The organism is Escherichia sp. E4385 (assembly GCF_963883145.1).
GTDB lineage: Bacteria > Pseudomonadota > Gammaproteobacteria > Enterobacterales > Enterobacteriaceae > Escherichia.
Genome location: NZ_CAWOOJ010000002.1, coordinates 249549 through 265525, shown reverse-complemented (window position 1 = coordinate 265525; position 15977 = coordinate 249549). Strand labels below are relative to the sequence as shown.

15 protein-coding genes and 2 tRNA genes are annotated in these 15977 nt (G+C 49.4%); 5 read left to right on the top strand and 12 right to left on the bottom strand.

Annotated elements, in window-relative coordinates; all coding sequences use genetic code 11:
• Positions 1-46: 46 nt before the first annotated feature.
• Positions 47-1711 (top strand): methyl-accepting chemotaxis protein, encoded by a 1665-nt coding sequence (tsr, locus tag AACS80_RS03740; RefSeq protein WP_135410912.1) that lies wholly within the window; start codon positions 47-49, stop codon positions 1709-1711.
• A gap of 49 nt (positions 1712-1760) precedes the next feature.
• Here tsr and AACS80_RS03735 read toward each other — a convergent pair whose 3' ends face one another.
• Positions 1761-3122 (bottom strand): MFS transporter, encoded by a 1362-nt coding sequence (locus AACS80_RS03735; protein WP_000410143.1) that lies wholly within the window; start codon positions 3120-3122, stop codon positions 1761-1763.
• 214 nt (positions 3123-3336) lie between these two features.
• Positions 3337-4251: a GntR family transcriptional regulator gene (locus AACS80_RS03730; RefSeq protein ID WP_135410913.1), complete on the bottom strand. Its 915-nt coding sequence runs from the start codon at positions 4249-4251 to the stop codon at positions 3337-3339.
• A 137-nt stretch (positions 4252-4388) separates the two neighbouring features.
• On the opposite strand from AACS80_RS03730, the gene lgoD reads away from it, so the two are divergent.
• Entirely contained in the window at positions 4389-5411 is a 1023-nt protein-coding gene (gene lgoD / locus AACS80_RS03725; protein ID WP_135410914.1) for an L-galactonate oxidoreductase, read from the top strand.
• 167 nt (positions 5412-5578) lie between these two features.
• Here the strand turns inward: lgoD and opgB are convergent, their stop codons facing one another.
• The 6 genes from opgB to AACS80_RS03695 all read right to left on the bottom strand — a co-directional run bounded on the left by opgB (position 5579) and on the right by AACS80_RS03695 (position 11288).
• A complete protein-coding gene (opgB, locus tag AACS80_RS03720) occupies positions 5579-7870 on the bottom strand; it encodes a phosphatidylglycerol--membrane-oligosaccharide glycerophosphotransferase (protein ID WP_135410915.1) in 2292 nt (763 codons plus the stop codon).
• 254 nt (positions 7871-8124) lie between these two features.
• Positions 8125-8619, bottom strand: a complete 495-nt coding sequence (yjjA, locus tag AACS80_RS03715; protein WP_135410928.1) for a DUF2501 domain-containing protein YjjA — start codon at positions 8617-8619, stop codon at positions 8125-8127.
• 48 nt (positions 8620-8667) lie between these two features.
• Complete coding sequence (gene dnaC, locus AACS80_RS03710) at positions 8668-9405, bottom strand: DNA replication protein DnaC (protein ID WP_130204755.1); 738 nt, start codon at positions 9403-9405, stop codon at positions 8668-8670.
• A 2-nt stretch (positions 9406-9407) separates the two neighbouring features.
• On the bottom strand, positions 9408-9947 hold the full coding sequence (dnaT, locus tag AACS80_RS03705; RefSeq protein WP_130259582.1) for a primosomal protein DnaT: 540 nt from the start codon (positions 9945-9947) through the stop codon (positions 9408-9410).
• Between the two features lie 106 nt (positions 9948-10053).
• Positions 10054-10527, bottom strand: coding sequence for a threonine/serine exporter (locus tag AACS80_RS03700; protein WP_130204757.1), 474 nt, complete (start codon positions 10525-10527; stop codon positions 10054-10056).
• A complete protein-coding gene (locus AACS80_RS03695; RefSeq protein WP_130204758.1) occupies positions 10518-11288 on the bottom strand; it encodes a threonine/serine exporter family protein in 771 nt (256 codons plus the stop codon). Before AACS80_RS03695 ends, AACS80_RS03700 begins: the two co-directional genes overlap by 10 nt.
• A gap of 628 nt (positions 11289-11916) precedes the next feature.
• Between AACS80_RS03695 and AACS80_RS03690 the strand changes: the two genes are divergently transcribed.
• Together AACS80_RS03690 and bglJ are read left to right on the top strand one after the other, a co-directional pair.
• Positions 11917-12642: a helix-turn-helix domain-containing protein gene (locus AACS80_RS03690; protein ID WP_130216547.1), complete on the top strand. Its 726-nt coding sequence runs from the start codon at positions 11917-11919 to the stop codon at positions 12640-12642.
• Entirely contained in the window at positions 12600-13277 is a 678-nt protein-coding gene (gene bglJ / locus AACS80_RS03685; RefSeq protein WP_130204762.1) for a DNA-binding transcriptional activator BglJ, read from the top strand. Before AACS80_RS03690 ends, bglJ begins: the two co-directional genes overlap by 43 nt.
• 37 nt (positions 13278-13314) lie before the next feature.
• On the opposite strand, the gene fhuF is transcribed toward bglJ, so the two are convergent.
• The gene (fhuF, locus tag AACS80_RS03680) at positions 13315-14103 is read right to left on the bottom strand and encodes a siderophore-iron reductase FhuF (protein ID WP_135410916.1); all 789 of its coding nucleotides are present in this window, start codon (positions 14101-14103) and stop codon (positions 13315-13317) included.
• Positions 14104-14243: 140 nt separating this feature from the next.
• Between fhuF and AACS80_RS03675 the strand changes: the two genes are divergently transcribed.
• Entirely contained in the window at positions 14244-14480 is a 237-nt protein-coding gene (locus AACS80_RS03675; RefSeq protein WP_135410917.1) for a DUF1435 domain-containing protein, read from the top strand.
• Between the two features lie 38 nt (positions 14481-14518).
• Here the strand turns inward: AACS80_RS03675 and AACS80_RS03670 are convergent.
• From AACS80_RS03670 to rsmC, 3 genes are all read right to left on the bottom strand, one after another.
• Positions 14519-14605, bottom strand: a tRNA-Leu gene (locus AACS80_RS03670).
• Positions 14606-14633: 28 nt separating this feature from the next.
• Positions 14634-14720: transfer RNA gene (locus AACS80_RS03665), tRNA-Leu, on the bottom strand.
• A 200-nt stretch (positions 14721-14920) separates the two neighbouring features.
• Positions 14921-15952: a 16S rRNA (guanine(1207)-N(2))-methyltransferase RsmC gene (gene rsmC / locus AACS80_RS03660; RefSeq protein WP_001272323.1), complete on the bottom strand. Its 1032-nt coding sequence runs from the start codon at positions 15950-15952 to the stop codon at positions 14921-14923.
• Positions 15953-15977 lie beyond the last annotated feature (25 nt).

The window sequence follows — 15977 nt, the reverse complement described above, 5'->3', positions numbered from 1 at the left end:
CACCAGGCCGACAACCTGAGTATCAGGTCTGGAGGGAAGAGAAACCATGTTTAAACGTATTAAGATCGTGACCAGCTTATTGCTGGTTTTGGCCGTTTTTGGCCTTTTACAACTGACATCAGGCGGTTTGTTCTTTAATGCCTTAAAAAATGACAAAGAAAATTTCTCCGTTTTACAAACCATTCGTCAGCAGCAATCCACGCTGAATGGCAGCTGGGTCGCGTTGTTGCAGACACGTAACACTCTCAACCGAGCGGGTATCCGCTACATGATGGATCAGAACAATATTGGCAGCGGTTCAACCGTCGCCGAGCTGATGCAGAGTGCCAGTATTTCGCTGAAGCAAGCGGAAAAAAACTGGGCGGACTACGAAGCGTTGCCGCGTGACCCGCGTCAGAGCACAGCCGCAGCGGCGGAAATCAAACGTAATTACGATATTTACCACAATGCGCTGGCGGAGCTGATCCAGCTGTTAGGCGCAGGCAAAATCAATGAGTTCTTTGATCAGCCAACTCAGGGATATCAGGACGGTTTCGAAAAGCTGTATATGGCTTATATGGAGCAAAACGATCGTCTCTACGATATTGCCGTCAGCGATAATAATGCTTCCTACAACCAGGCGATGTGGGTGCTGGTGGGCGTGTTGATCGTCGTGTTAGCCGTCATTGTGGCCGTCTGGTTTGGTATTAAAGCCTCGCTGGTAGCGCCAATGAATCGCCTGATCGAAAGCATTTGTCATATTGCTGGCGGGGATTTGGTAAAACCCATTGAGGTGGATGGTTCTAACGAAGTAGGACAACTGACTCAGAGTTTGCGCCATATGCAAAGTGAACTGATGCGTACTGTCGGAGATGTACGTAACGGTGCTAATGCCATTTATAGCGGTGTCAGCGAAATTGCCACGGGTAATAACGATCTCTCATCGCGTACTGAGCAGCAAGCGGCTTCACTGGAAGAGACGGCGGCCAGCATGGAGCAACTGACTGCAACGGTGAAACAGAACGCCGAGAACGCGCGTCAGGCCAGTCATCTGGCGTTAAGTGCTTCTGAAACCGCGCAACGTGGTGGCAAGGTAGTGGATAACGTGGTGCAGACGATGCGCGATATCTCCACCAGTTCGCAGAAGATTGCCGATATTATCAGCGTTATCGATGGTATTGCCTTCCAGACCAATATTCTGGCTTTGAACGCGGCGGTTGAAGCGGCGCGCGCGGGCGAGCAAGGGCGTGGTTTTGCGGTAGTTGCGGGGGAAGTGCGTAACCTGGCGCAGCGTAGCGCCCAGGCGGCCCGTGAAATTAAAAGCTTGATTGAAGACTCCGTAAGTAAAGTGGATGTCGGATCTACGCAGGTCGAAAGTGCCGGGGAAACCATGACAGAGATTGTCAGCGCCGTAACACGCGTTACTGACATTATGGGAGAAATCGCTTCAGCCTCTGATGAGCAAAGCCGTGGCATTGATCAGGTTGGTTTAGCGGTTGTCGAAATGGATAGGGTAACGCAACAGAACGCCGCGTTAGTGGAAGAGTCTGCTGCCGCTGCCGCCGCGCTGGAAGAGCAGGCCAGCCGTCTGACCGAAGCCGTAGCGGTGTTCCGTATACAGCAAACGCAACAGCGTCAGTATGAAGCTTTGCCAGTGGTAAACGCAGCGTTGCCGGTTGTGCCGCGCAAAATTGCCGTCGCTGATAGCGGGGATAACTGGGAAACGTTTTAATCGCCATGAAAAATGCCCGATAAGCAAAATGTTATCGGGCATAGGGAGATTAATCTTTACGTGGGTCGTTGATCGGCTGACGAACCAGGAAGATGTACGCCAGCGCACCAGCCGCGGTGACGCAACCGCAGATGATTAGTGCCAGATGGAATGAGTGTGTGGTATCAACAATAAAACCGGTAATAATCGGCGCGAAAGAGGCGCAGATGAAGCTGGCAAAGTTCTGGATACTGCCCACCGACGCAGTCATGCGAGAAGCGACTGCGACGTGGATCAATCCCCAGCAGGATGTTCCGGCAAAGTGAATACAGAACAGTGCCATGCCAATCAGCAGAACCGCCGTCATGGATGTTGTCGCTTGCGGTACTACCAGCGTAAAGGCGGCAGAACAGAACATCCCGGCAATAATGCAGATCTTCCGGCTCTTAATCGGAGCCATTCCCCCTTTGACCAGCCAGTCGGTAACGTAACCGTTGACCAGCATCCCGGCAGCCCCAAACAGGAAAGGGATAGCCGCCATCAACCCTGTGCTTTTTAAATCCAGGTTATAGGCTGTTTGCAGGTAACCAGGAAGCCAGGCCAGATACAGCCACGCAGTGTAGTTGATGCCACTGAATCCGAGCATCATTCCCCACATTGTGCGGTTACGGAACAGGCTGCGCCATTCGGCAAAACTGAGCGGATCTCGGCGGGCATTGACGCTACCTGCATTGAGATAAGCTTGTTCAACGGCAGTCAGTTCTACGTGCTCGCGGTTGCGATAGAGCATATACCAGCCGATGGCGAGAAAAATCCCCAGTACACCAATGGTAATAAACATCCCGCGCCAGCCCATCACCAGCATCATCGCCGCCAGAATCGGTGGGCTTACGGCAACGCCAATGGTAGAAGCTGCGTTGAAGAAGCCCATCGGGCGTCCGCGCTCTTTGATGTTGAACCAGTCGTTAATGACTTTTACACCGCATGGGTTCATCGGCGCTTCACCAATCCCCATACCGATACGCACCAACACGAACTGCGTAAAGCTGTGCACCATGCCAGACATGGCCTGGAACAGTGACCAGAAGAACATCCCCAGTCCCAGCATCAGACGTGGGCCTTTACGATCCAATAGTGGGCCGCAAGGAAGTTGCGCAATCCCGTAAGCGAGTGAAAACACGGAGAGCAAAGCGCCAATTTCGGTGGCACTTAATCCCAATTCTTCACGAATCGTTAAATTTGCTACCGACAGCGAACTGCGGTCGAGATAATTGATTACCGCCGCAAAAAATAATAACAACATGGCGGTGGTTTGAATGCGTTTAATTCGGGTACTGCGTTGAACTAATCCATCTGGTGGCACGGGAATATCTGCCGACGAAGATGGAGTAAATGAAGAACGCGGATCGAGGGTGATATTTTCTTTTTCCACGCCGGACTCCTGTATTTATAATTTTAATTGTTTACGTAATTGTGCATTACGCAAGGTTGACATTAACGGCAGGTTAAAGTTTTAGGCTTTCACTACCGCTCACAAAAATATTTATAGTCGACTGATTGTGAGCATAGGTAAGCGGGAATTCCCCGGTATTTATCTTTTGATAAAACCGTGCACCCGCTAATAGTTTGCTGTTTTTAATCCGTACTTAATGAGCATAACGCGTGTTCTCATTAATGGATCGAATCATTGATTGTTTAGCTGAATTCAAATGGTTACGGAGCGCAAGGGTGGCATCAAGGTCACTGCGGCAAATCAGAGCGCTGAGAATGGTCATATGCTCATCGACGGCAATGATATTGCGCTGTTTAAGATCGCTTTCGTCCCATTGATAGTGAAAATGAAAGATGACTGAGATGATCTCAAGCGATTGATCAAAAAAGATATTGTCGGCAGCTGAAAGCAGTAAGGAGTGAAAATCTCTGTCAAGTTGCGAGAACATGCGAAAGCTATTGCCGATGTTGTCACGCAGTAGCCGATGACGTTCGAGCATGGTTTTCGCCTGCAGCCAGCGGGGATCATGATCAGGCAGGTTGAGAAAGTGCTCAAGTGAATGTGTTTCGAGCATTTCGCGTAGCTCAAACAGCTGCTCGGCGTAGGATTGATCAAATTGCTTCATGCTCCACTGGCCGCGCTTTTCGCTTTGAATAAGATTATAACGGCCGAATTTTAAAAGATATTCTCTTACAACCATCGGGCTGACACCCGCGGCCCGCGCCAATTGCAGTTCAGAAAAAGTTTCCCCAGGGCGTAACTGACGCTGGTTTATCATCGTGAAAAAAGCCTGCTCAAACACTTTGTTTTGTTCACTCATTGAAGCGGTAGTACAGGCGAAACCGTCATCATGGTCAGGTTTACGCGCAATAACATAGTCGTTTCCAACCTGCGTTAAGACGCCGCATTCGCGTAAGTGGCTGAGAATATGACGCACTGTAGTGCGGCTGATGTTGTACATTTCCGCCAGCGCACTTTGCGATGGAAGTGGTGAAGGGACATGACCACGCGCCATATCATCAATGACCTGGTTAATCACATTGTGGCGTAAATTTTGCGAACGACTCATATTTTCTCCTTGTGAGTCCATTAAAACCATATTTAAAACATTTTTATGTGTGTGTTTTCACAAAATAGATTTTCTGTTTTGCTGTCATTTTTAATTTTCATTGATATCTATTGCAACAAAAGATGGAGAGCCGAATCATGTCTACGATGAAATTTTTAATTTGTCAGCAGCCGAAAGAATTAATCTGGAAACAACGCGAGATACCTATTCCGGGTGACAACGAAGCATTAATTAAAATTAAAGTCGTCGGAATTTGTGGTACCGATATTCATGCCTGGAGGGGGAATCAACCATTTTTTAGTTATCCACGCGTTTTAGGTCATGAAATATGTGGGGAGATTGTTGGGCTGGGTAAAAATATTGCTGATCTTAAAAATGGTCAGCAAGTTGCTGTGATCCCTTATGTTGCCTGTCAGCAATGCCCGGCGTGTAAAAGCGGTCGTACCAATTGCTGTGAAAAAATTTCAGTCATTGGCGTGCATCAGGATGGCGGTTTTAGTGAGTATTTCAGCGTGCCGGTGGCGAACATTTTGCCCGCAGACGGTATTGACCCGCAGGCGGCAGCATTGATTGAACCTTTCGCTATTAGCGCTCATGCGGTGCGTCGTGCAGCCATTGCACCCGGCGAGCAGGTGCTGGTGGTCGGGGCGGGACCAATTGGTCTGGGCGCGGCGGCAATCGCTAAAGCCGATGGCGCACAGGTGGTGGTGGCGGATACCAGTCCGGCGCGGCGTGAGCATGTGGCAACGCGTCTGGAGTTGCCCGTGATAGACCCGTCAGCTGAGGATTTTGACGACCAGTTGCGGGCGCAATTTGGTGGTTCGCTGGCGCAGAAAGTGATCGACGCAACAGGTAATCAACATGCGATGAATAACGCCGTTAATCTGATTCGTCATGGCGGCACGGTAGTATTTGTTGGCCTGTTTAAAGGCGAGTTGCAGTTCTCTGATCCGGAATTCCATAAAAAAGAAACCACAATGATGGGCAGCCGAAATGCCACGCCGGAAGATTTCGCGAAAGTCGGGCGGCTGATGGCGGAAGGGGAAATTACTGCCGACATGATGTTAACCCATCGCTATCCGTTCGCCACGCTGGCAGAAATCTATGAGCGCGATGTGATTAACAATCGTGAGTTGATTAAGGGCGTAATTACTTTCTGATAATCGAGTTGCCATGCAGCGCCCGGGGAAATGTTGGGCGCTGTTTTTTCTGTTTCTCAATAATGTTTTGTAGGTCGGAGAAGGCGTTTTCGTCGCATCCGGCATTATGTACTCAATGTTGGATGCGACGCTTGCGCGTCTTATCTAACCTACAAATCAGTCAGTGATTACCCTTCACGCGCCACCACTTTGATTTCCACCATACCAATGCCGAGCTTACGCGGCGAATGGCCGAGAATATTCCCTTCGTTGGTTGATACAGGTTCTGGCGGAACAATTACCAGCGTGTCGGCATCGGTTGGATTCTCGAAATGCAGCGTGGTGGTGGTCACTTCATTGTCCAGCACGATGGTTTGTTCTTCGTTGCCTACGCGTACCGGAATGGGACGGCTGGCGTTATTACCGTATGCTTTGGCGGTGATTACCAGGTCAAATTTCTTCGGCAGAGGATGTTTGTACTCGATTTTCACTTCATCGCCCAGCTGCGCGTTGGACCAGCGTCCCCACGACTCCGGACGGGAAATCCCGCTAAACTGTTTCACTTCTTCCGGTGCACCTGCGACGTTAAAAATGAAACTGTCGGCTTTGTAGCGAATATCGTTATCGACAATCTTCAGCGTATCGACATTGCCTTTGTAGCGTTCCATATCGATGACGGTATCTTTAAATGCGGTTTTGCCCTTCCACGTCGTTTTATCAACATGTTGAACAATTTGCTGACCACCAAGCTGCCCCTGGGAAACACACCAGTCAGTGGAGAGAGCCAACTCTGGCGCCCATAGCTGCGCCATCTTGTAGCAGCGATCAACCCAGACGAAATTGTCGCGCGGAGCGAAATCGGCCAACTGGAAACGAAGTGGTGCAGAATATTCGCTTTCTGGCAGTGGTTCCACACGTTTATCCGACACGCGTAACAGTAGCGGCAGACGGAAATGGGTACCCGAGAAGGCGATCATGTTTTTATTCTGATCGATGGTGAACTCTTTCATCTCGGTGGGGAATTTCCACAGACGAATGATATCGGGCTTCCACGCCAGCACTTTCTCTTTAATGTTGAGGAACACTTCCGACATGGATTGACCAGAGAGGCTACTACGCCCAAGGCCGATAAAGTTATCGCCACCAAGAATATCCAGCACTGTAGCGCCGTTGTCCATGGTGTTGCGCTTCACCGCCAGCGTCTCTTGCTGTGGCTTGTCGCCACGGATGACGAAAAACAGGTTGTTACGATCCTGTTTATTAAGGTATTTCCACGCCGTGTTGTTCATCGCTAAATGGTCAGATGAGACGACGATGACGGTATCTTTAAACCACGGTGACGCTTTGATTTTATTGATAAACGTCGCGATGTTCTCCTGGCTGCAACTTACCGCGCTGAATGACTGATTCGGCTTACCGTCAAAATCATATTTTTTGCGGTTGCAGGTGCGAGAGATAAAACCATCCGGGTGATGGGTATCGACCGTCAGAGTAAACAGTGAGAATCGCTGACCAGAGCGGGAAAGCTCTTCAAACTTTTTCCACGCTTCATCCAGCACGGTATCGTCGTAGAATCCCCAGTCGTTGCGATAATGCGGATCCGCCACCACACTTTTCAGCTCTTCTGCACCATACAAATGGTCGAAGCCGTGTGATTTCAGGAACACATCTTTACCCGCAAAACGCAGGTTAGCCCCTTGCACAAAATAGTTCTGATAACCTGAGTTTTTCAGGATATCGCCAAGACAGATGTTCTGCGGGAAGAAGCTGGAAACCGAGGCAGAGGCGTTACCTTCAAACGGGGCAAACAGTGGAATCCCGCACTGAGACGCTACCATGCCCGCGATAGTGTAATCCGTTCCTGGCAGTTGCTGAGTATGGCTGAAATCCAGCCCTTCATTTTTCAGTGCGCCCAGTTCGGGAGTGAGGTCCGGAAAAGCGTCGTTATCAAAATAGGTCCGCTCCAGACTCTCACCATAGATATAAACCAGGTTAAGTTTGGGGGCAGGGATGGTTTTCGACGGTTCTTTATAATAAGCAGCAAAGTCAGGATCGCCGTCGCGTGACTGGGATTTTACCAGCTCCGTTATCTGGCGAAACGCCGGGCTGGCGTCCACAGAACCCAGCGCCAGTAAGAGTGCCAGCAGGCTGTAGCCAAAATGGTGAGGATGATGACGGCGTCGGCGTAGGATCCAGCCCAGCGCGCCGAAAACTACCGCCAGTGCCAGCACGATACCCACTCCCGGCAGGATATACTTGCTGACGCCAGCACCGGTCAGGCTGTTAGTTAAGGTATAGAGCACCGCGTCGTTAATGCCGTCGCCAGTAAAATAGTCACTGGCAAACAGGGTAATATTTAAAACGACAAATAACCCCAGTACCGTTAACGTGGCGGCAAACCACCAGGTGTTACGTCCCGCTTTCCATGCGTAGATCAGCACAGAGGCGAGAAATAGGGCGAAAGAGAATAGTTCTGACAACGGGCGATCCTCACTAAAACAGGCCGGTTAGCCGATGTTTAAGATTTTTTGAGAAACACAATGTAATGGTGCTGCCATATAGCTGCAATTCTAGTGTCAAAAAAATGCGATGTTGTTAGGAATTAGTTTATAAACAGACTTTTTTGCGCAAGAAAGCTTCCCGTGTAACAGAGGAAAAGACGTCCAGAAACAGGGAAAAGAGCGGGGAAGGGCCGCGTTAGTTTGTTAATAGCTAAAACGCGGCGCTATGCGGATCAGGAAATAAAGTTTAGACCTTGCTTTAACACCAGATCGCAGGCTTTGGTTTTTACCTTTTCAGCCAGAGGCGTCGTACCGATGTTATCCAGGTTAAGCTGCTGACCATCTTTGGTTTTTAGCAAACCCTGAATGCCATCCAGATAGTTGGTATCTTCTTTCTGCTCTTCGCTGTTCAGGCCCAGCTTCTCCAGGACCTGATTTTTGATGTTTTCCGCATCGGTAACTGAAGCCAGCTTTTGCTTCGCGCAGTATTGCAAAATGCCTGCGGCATTGTTCATGTTGTCTGCGCTTAACGCCTGGTTGCCACTACCAAGCAGGTTAGTTAATGAGGCGAGCGACCAACTGCCTTCCTGTGTGGTGCTGTTTTGGTTGCTTAACTCGCTGGCGGCGCTGGAAAGCGCATCTTTCCAGGACGCGGCATGCACCCCGGTGGAAATTAATGCGCTGGTGGCAATTGCACAGCACAGAAGGTGTTTAATAGTTTTCATCATCATTACTCAAGGTGGAATTGTGTCGCAGTATAGCGCCGGAAAGGAGGATTAATACTCTTTACCCGTTACCCGGCTACGATAGCTTTCCCAGTTAAAAATAACCCACAGACTGTTACCCAGGCGCATACGATCCATAACGCGTTCGCCCAGTAACTTGGTCATCTCGTCCATATTGCTGTTGGTCAGCATCCCGGTCGGGCGTTTGGAAGAAGAGCGGCGATCGACGATCTGGTTGATGATCACTTTTTCGTATTTCGATTCGGTCTGCACGCCGATCTCATCGATCACCAGCAGATCAACGTTGCTCAGATCGTTAAGCAGTTGTTCTTCGCTGGTACCGCTATTTCTGAAGGTATCTTTCATCGCCGACATAATATCGGCCACGGTGATGATCAATACGGATTTACCGCGTAGCAGCAGTTCGTTGCAGATTGCCGCCGCCAGATGGTTTTTGCCCGTTCCCGGCTTGCCAGAAAAGATAAAGCTGGCGATGTTGCCGTCGAACTCTTCGACATACTGGCGCGCTTTGCTCAACGCATTCATCTGCCCTTCGCACTCAACACGATAGTTCTCAAAGGAGCAGTTTTGATGCAGCGGACGAATGCCGGAGCGGTTAAAGGTACGCTGCATTTTCATCGCCCGATTCTCGCGCTCAAGAGCGGCGGCGCGGAGTGCCCCTTGTTCTTTCTGCCACGCCAGAAGTTCTTCACCCGTTTTGAAGGCGGGTTTGATATGGGCTGGCATCATTTTTTGCAGACGTTGCATCAGGTCGCCAACGTTTTTCATCGTTACCCTCTGAATCCCGGTGGAATTTGGCTGTCAGGTTCACTGACTGTGTTCACATCTCGTTTCGTTAATCCGCCATTGCTGGCACGACCTATTTGCAGGCTGCGCGCCAGTTTTTGTTGCCACTGCACATGATGGAAGACTTTGCCTTCCGCCTGCCAATAAGAAATAAATGACGCCAGTTCTTCGGCGGTTACCGGCTCTTTTAGCGCCACGCCCCATAATGCCGCCTGACGGATAAAGTCGGTATCGGGTTGCCAGTCTGGGTACATGGCGAATTTACCCATGGGTACGGCAACGGGGGCGGCTTGCGGTTCCTGATAGAGTTGATCGTCCAGGGCCACGTCACTTCCCGGACGCGTCAGTTTTTCTTCCAACGCCAGCAGTTCAGCAAGACGCGCGGGCGTAACGGCATAAAACGCCGGGGCATTGTTGGCAAATACGGCAACCATGCCGCCTTCTGCTTTTGCCAGAACGGTTTGGTGATCGTGTACCAGGGCGTCAATACCAACGACGTCCGGGGTCAAAACTCTGGAGGACATACTGTTTCTCAATATGGAACGATGAACGAGAAGGGAGATTACTTTTATAGTAACACACGGATGAGGCCAGGCAGCCTCTCATCCATGTGCTTTAAGCGAGGCAATTTTATACGCGGGGGCGCTTGCGGTACAACCACAATCCAGGAACGGAAAGACCGATGGATAACGCGCCAACAATTGATGAAGCGGTAAGAAAGTTAGTTAACAGGGTAATCATTAACGGCTCGCTGTAACCTAACTGACTGATTTTTACCGCTGAAATCATTGCAGTATACGCCGGGATGCCCGGGAACATCGGAATTACAGCCGCCACGGTAAAGACTTTCGGGTGCGCCAGATACCAGCGCGACCACTGAATACCAATGGTGCCGACCAGTAGCGAAGCCATAAACGTCGACCACTCAATATTGAGTCCAGTAGTCATTAAAATCATTCGCGAACCATGACCCATCGCGCCAAGCAGCGCACACCAGCGTAATGCCCGGATTGGCACGTTGAACACCATCGCAAAGCCGACTGCTGGGATTGCCGCGAGAATCATATCCTGCGCTAATGCTAATAGAAATTCGATTACACCCATCCGCGTAGCCCCCAAATTGTGAGTGCCATCACCACGCCAACGCAGGTTGCCAGTGTCAGCAGGCTGGCAATCGCCCAGCGTGCCAGTCCGGTATTTATATGACCTTTAAACATATCGGCTACAGCATTTATCAACGGAAAACCCGGCACCAGTAAAAGAACACTGGCCGCCATTGCCACAGTAGGCGTATGACTGAATGTCGGAAGTTGTAGAAGAAGGCCAGAAATTGTGGTGGCGGCGAAGGCAGTGATGCAAAAGTTTATTTGTGGATGGAGGTGGCGTTGTGCCAGTAGCTGGCGGATATACATGGCGATCATACTGGCGAAGAATGTAATCAACGCACCATCCCAACCACCGTTATTCAGTTTACAGAAACAGGCGCAAGAGAGTCCCACCATCAACGCGACCAGCCAACGCGGATAGCGCAGGGGATGTATTTGGCTAAAACGTTTCTCAACACCTTTGTAATCCAGCAGCTTATGTTCCGCCAGAATCACAATGTGTTGTACCTCAGTAACCACATGCATATTAATGCCGCGATCGTGGTTTTTGCGCGTAGATGTCAGACATTGACCATCTTTAATGGTGGTCAGCACTATGGCGTTCGAAGAGATAGAACTTTCGACGCAGTCCATCCCTAACGCCCGACCCAGTCGTGAGGAAAGCTCATCAACCAACGCACTTTCCGCACCATGTTGTAAAAGAAATAATCCGCACTGGATACATAGCCGTGTAACGGCTCGCTGTTGCTCTGTTTGCATAACTCGCCCTTTGTCATAGACGCGTTGCGTATTTTTCAAAAAATGAGAACCCTTTTGTATCACGAAGCATGGCTGTTTTGACGTTGGTTAAGATCAAAATTGCGCTGATTAATCCTGGTTGCGGTGATGAGTTCGCTGAAGGGAAGCGATGCAAGTTTTGAGTGGAATAAATAATTCCATGAATATTATCATTAAAATGAATTTATCGTTTTGTTTTTACGCGTTTGAGTAATGACCGGTGAAATCATTTTTTTCGGTTTCTGGTAAGAAATACCCTTCAGTTTTTATTGGTTTTTTTCTTGATATTCTGGCTAAAGGCGTTTCATTTAACTTTTATTCGTTATTTTAAATGATATCTTAAACTGATTGATTTTGAGGGTTTTGATTAAGTATTACTAACAACATAATTTAGATATTTTAAATGTGTCAGAGGTATTTTTCCAGGTTATTATTTGATGCTAGTCTCCTGAAACATACAAAGGATTTTTTGTGTGGCTGGGGTAAACTGATATGAAGTGAATGCTAAGGATAAATTATTCGCTCAATCTATTAATTTGTTGGAATCATTTGAAGGGTGAATATCCTGAATAAACCATCATAATTTATAGACAGTGGATATGGAGGATATATGTTGCCAGGATGCTGCAAAAATGGAATTGTTATCAGTAAAATACCCGTTATGCAGGCAGGGTTAAAAGAGGTCATGAGGACCCATCTCCCTGAATACGATATAACGAGTAGCACCTCTGCGGAGGAGCTGACCATATTACAATTACGTCGTGCTGGGTTAGTTATTGCCGATTTAGCCGGACAAACAGAAGATCCGCGTTCTGTTTGTGAACATTACTATTCATTGATCTCACAATACCGGGAAATTCATTGGGTTTTCATGGTTTCGCGAGCCTGGTACTCTCAGGCGGTGGAACTGCTTATGTGTCCAACTGCGACGTTACTGTCCGATATCGAGCCCATTGAGAATCTGGTCAAGACCGTTCGTTCCGGCAATGTCCATGCAGATCGCATCAGCGCCATGCTGACGTCGCCTGCAATGCCGGAAATTCAGGAATTTGGTTATCGCACCGTGATTCTTACCCTTTCTGAACGCAAGGTACTGCGGCTGTTAGGTAAAGGATGGGGCATCAACCAAATAGCTTCATTGCTTAAGAAAAGCAATAAAACCATCAGCGCACAAAAAAACAGTGCGATGCGTCGGCTGGCAATTCACAGTAACGCTGAGATGTATGCATGGATTAATAGCGCACAGGGGGCAAGGGAACTTAACTTGCCTTCTGTTTATGGAGATGCCGCGGAATGGAACACAACCGAATTAAGAAGAGAAATGTCGCACTCATAGAAAAGTGCGTCATGAGCAGTATCGGTATTGAGAGTTTATTCAGAAAGTTTGCGGGTAATCCTTATAAACTCTATACGTACACCAGCCAGGAGGCTTTTCAGGATGCTATGTCGCGGGTTTCATTTGCGGCGGTCATTTTTTCTTTTTCTGCCATGAGAACTGAGCGCAGGGAGGGATTATCTTGTCTGACTGAGCTGGCAATCAAATTTCCACGTACCCGGCGTTTGGTTATTGCGGATGATGATATTGAAGCGCGGTTGATTGGCTCATTATCGCCTTCTCCTTTGGATGGTGTGTTAAGTAAAGCATCAACACTGGATGTTTTTCACCAGGAGCTGTTTCTGTCATTAAATGGCGTACGTCAGGCGACCGATCGACTGAACAACCAGTGGTATATTAATCAAAGCCGGACGCTGAGCCCGACGGAGAGGGAAATATTACGGTTTATGTCGCGTGGCTACTCAATGACGCAAATTGCTGAACAGCTTAAACGGAATATAAAAACGATCCGCGCGCATAAATTTAATGTGATGTCGAAACTGGGTGTCAGTTCTGATGCCGGATTGCTTGAGGCGGCAGATATTCTGTTATGTATGCGGATTTCAGAAACAAGTAATGTGTTGCATCCATATTAATCTACTTAATGCCGGGTTTATCCTCCCGGCAGTGTGCTTATTTCAGCGTGCAATCCCCACACTGTTGCACATCCGGTAAGCGATAACGCTGGCAACAGGTGCGGCGCACCAGCAGGCCGTCGCGCAGCACGACTGTGCGCCACAATGGATTATCTTCGCCGCTGGAGAGCGTTTTCTCAAAGAACAGGGCATGGCGGAGCGATTCAACTAACGCCTCGCCAAGCAACTGCTTCATCTCGGTCAGATACCAGTTAATCAAATAACCGGTATTACTCCAGATAAGTTTGCCGTTAATTTCACCTGTCGCTTCTAATGCCTGCACAACCGGAACCAGCGCCTGGCTGATTAACGTTTCCATTCGCTGCTGTGGCGAATGTGATGTTGCGTTTTTATCTTCACACACATCGACCCAGAAACAGGCAGCACGACCGGTTTCGTGAAACTCAACGTGGAAATGTTCCGGGGAAAGATCTAACGCTTTATCCTGCGTCAGCAGCGCCAGCATTAATGGCGGCACCATCAGGCCGATATACCACTGCGCCCACAGTGAGATCAGCGGTTTGTTCTCGCGGATCATCATTGGTTGATTGCGGTAAATATGATCGGAATAGACCGCCAGTAGAGAACTTAGCGCATTGGGAGAGGACCATTGCGCCAGCGTCATGGCGTTAAGCGGGGCGGGTTCATCCAGACGGATAAACTCCAGCAAATGTTCACGATGTTCGGCGATCGTCGCACGTACGGCTTGTGCAAGCCCAGCATCCTGCGGCTGGAGATGTGTTCGCCAGATAACATCTTCATAGAGCGGTGCGGAACGATAGGCCATAATCGGGATAGTAATCTAAATGATAATGATTGCTAATCCTAGCGATAGGTTTACCCGATAGCAAGGGATTTCTCTGGCTTGCAAATGATAAAAATTATCATATGATATTAGTTATCATTATCAATGAAAGAGATGAAACCATGTTGCAACGTACGCTGGGCAGTGGCTGGGGAGTCTTGCTGCCGGGATTGCTGATTGCAGGGCTGATGTATGCGGATTTATCGTCAGATCAGTGGCGGATTATCATTCTGATGGGATTAGTATTGACGCCGGTGATGCTGTATCACAAACAGTTGCGGCATTACGTTTTGCTACCATCGTGCCTGGCGCTTATTGCTGGCATCATGCTGATGATAATGAATCTGAATCAGGGATGATAAAACAGGGAAGCAACAAGAAAGGAAGTAAAGATAATTGGTGCGAGGGGGGGGACTTGAACCCCCACGTCCGTAAGGACACTAACACCTGAAGCTAGCGCGTCTACCAATTCCGCCACCTTCGCCCAGTGCGAGCAATATCAACGTGGTTTTTGGTGCGAGGGGGGGGACTTGAACCCCCACGTCCGAAAGGACACTAACACCTGAAGCTAGCGCGTCTACCAATTCCGCCACCTTCGCATACCATCAATTCTTAAAAAAGAATTGCTACCACGGAGGCGCATTCTAGTGGTTTTCAGCTTTTCGTCAATAGTTAATTATCGCCTGATGTGTAATTGCTGGAAAAATGGCCATCAGCGGATTGTGGATAATTCGTTTGTCGGTCGGATAAGGCGTTCACGCCGCATCCAACACGACATGCGGCGACAGGTGCCAGATACTTAACCTTTCTTCGCCTGGCGGGTCATAATGGCGCGATACACCTTGAAGCGCCCGGTTTGCGCGATAACTTCATGGAAGCCAAATGTCTCATCCAGCACATCCGGATAAGGCAGGAAGGCGTTCGCTACAATTCGCAGCTCGCCGCCGCTGTTAAGATGACGCACCGCGCCGCGAATCAGCGTTTGCGCCGCATCCAGGCTGGTTTGCATCCCATCGTGGAACGGCGGGTTGGAGATGATCATATCAAAACGACCTTTCACTTCGGAAAAGACGTTGCTGGCAAAGACTTCACCTTCAACACCGTTGGCAGCAAGCGTCGCGCGGCTGGCTTCTACCGCTGGCGCAGAGACATCGCACAGAGTGAGACGAATTTTTGGCGAATGGCGCGCAAAGGCAACCGAAAGCACGCCCGCGCCACAGCCGACATCCAGCACTTTACCTTTGGTGTGCGGAGTTAACGTCGAGAGCAGCAACTGGCTACCGACATCCAGACCGTCGCGGCTAAACACGCCAGGCAGCGTTTTGACCGTCAGGCCATCGACGCTGTATTCGCCCCAGAATTTATCGGCATCAAACACCGGCTGTTTTTCCAGACGACCAAAATAGAGGCCACAGCGACGGGCGCTGTCTACCTTATTCAGCGGCGCATAATCGGCCAGCATCTGCTCGGCGCTGCGTACGCCGCTGCGGTTCTCGCCAACGACAAAAATATCCGTCCCCACCGGCAGCAGAGAAAGTAAATTCATCAACTGGAACTGGGCTTCTGGTTTATTCTTCGGCCAGTAGTAAATCAGCGTATCGCAATCTGCGACATCATCCGCTGTGGCGACCAGACTAAAACGGGCGTTATCCCCCATCTGGCGGCTTAACACCTGCCAGTGGTGGAATTGCTGGGTATGAGCACGGCTGGCCGCGGTATCTAAACGCGCGGGCAGGTCATCCTGTAAGTCTCCGGCAAACAGAATACGGCTTTGTTCGAAATCATCACTGTGACGCAGCAAGACTTCACTTGCCGGGGTAAATGCAGACATGGAATGCTCCTCAATTGATACTGGC